Origin of the sequence: Methylosinus sp. R-45379 (genome assembly GCF_001644125.1) — a bacterium.
In the GTDB taxonomy this organism is placed as follows: Bacteria; Pseudomonadota; Alphaproteobacteria; order Rhizobiales; family Beijerinckiaceae; genus Methylosinus.
The window spans coordinates 1-1,240 of sequence record NZ_LUUM01000220.1 but is presented as its reverse complement, the minus strand read 5'-3'; the positions used below and the strand labels follow the sequence as shown (position 1 = coordinate 1,240).

General features: G+C 61.6%; 2 protein-coding genes. Both read left to right on the top strand.

Going from position 1 to position 1,240, the window contains the following annotated elements; all coding sequences use genetic code 11:
* The first annotated feature begins 201 nt into the window (after positions 1 to 201).
* On the top strand, positions 202 to 819 hold the full coding sequence (locus A1351_RS09280; protein WP_064032842.1) for a DUF433 domain-containing protein: 618 nt from the start codon (positions 202 to 204) through the stop codon (positions 817 to 819).
* 4 nt (positions 820 to 823) lie between these two features.
* A complete protein-coding gene (locus tag A1351_RS09275; protein WP_064032841.1) occupies positions 824 to 1,207 on the top strand; it encodes a DUF5615 family PIN-like protein in 384 nt (127 codons plus the stop codon).
* Positions 1,208 to 1,240: the final 33 nt, after the last annotated feature.

The window sequence follows — 1,240 nt, the reverse complement described above, 5'->3', positions numbered from 1 at the left end:
GGCGCCTCGGCGACACCGGCGCCGAGAGGATCCGCCGCCACCAGCGCAACCGCGATCGGTTCGAGCTGACGCTCACCAGTGCTACGGGGCTATAAAAATCCACTTGCTCGTTCGCTCGGAAGCGCCGTGTCGGATCGACATTGGACTTTCTCGCACCATCATATAACCTATCCCTAATTAGGAACCAATTTAGAGGCGAGCATGACCCGCACTGCAGCCGATCTCACGCCGCGCGAAGTCGCGGAACTCGCCGGTGTACCCAAACGGGCCATCGAAAAGGCGATCGAGGAAAAAGTCCTTCTGGTTCATACCGGAAAAATTCCCGCCCTGCGCTCCGGCAAGGCGGTGGGCACGCGCCGCTTCCTCGGCGTGGAGAGCGTCGCCTACGCCACGTTGGTCCGTCGACTGACCGGTGACGTCACGCTGACGATCGCAGGCAAGCGCAAATTGATAAAGGCTCTCAAAAGCCACGAGCTATCGCGTCTGAAGACCGCGCACGTCGAAATCGCTCCATCTGTAACGGCCGATATCGGGGAACTCGCCGGTGAGGCGCTCGAGCGCACCGATCGGTATCTGAGAGCGCGCGAGACTTGGATCGACAGTGTTTCTGGCATCAAAGGAGGACTGCCTGTAATTAGAGGCACGCGCCTCACGGTGCATTCCATTGAGGCTCGCCTCGAACACGGCGACAGCATGGACGACATCGCCGCCGAAAATCCGGATCTGCCACGCGAAGCCCTCGAAGCGGCGCTCCTGTTCGCCAGATCGCATCCGCTCTCCGGCCGGCCCCAAAGCGTCTCGCGACGGCCGGCGGCGTGATCGAATGCGATTGTTCATCGACGAGTGTTTGTCGCCGAGTTTTGCCGTCGAACTCGCCCATCTAGGGCATGATGCAATTCACCCGCTTCACGTCGGCCGACGCGGTCAGCTCGACCACACGGTAAAGGATCTCTGCATCGCGGAGGACCGTGTCATCGTCACCGAAAACATCGGCGATTTTCGCGCCCTACTCGGCCGCGAACCGATCCATCCGGGACTGATCGCCCTGCCCCAGACAAGTCGCGCGCGCGGATGGGCTCTGATCGAAGCATCCCTCGTTTTCCTCGAAGCGCGCGGCGGCGATCCGATGGACGCGATGATCAATCACTGTCTCGACTTCGACGCCAATGGTCGACCCGCGCTCCGCGCCCTATTCGCCTCGGGATGACCGTCGGGGTCAGCCGAGTGGAATTGGCGAGAC

What these genes read in the sequence shown, in the direction of transcription:
- A1351_RS09280 (WP_064032842.1), top strand. Translation starts at nt 202, where the DNA reads ATGACCCGCACTGCAGCCGATCTCACGCCGCGCGAAGTCGCGGAACTC.
- A1351_RS09275 (WP_064032841.1), top strand. Translation starts at nt 824, where the DNA reads ATGCGATTGTTCATCGACGAGTGTTTGTCGCCGAGTTTTGCCGTCGAA.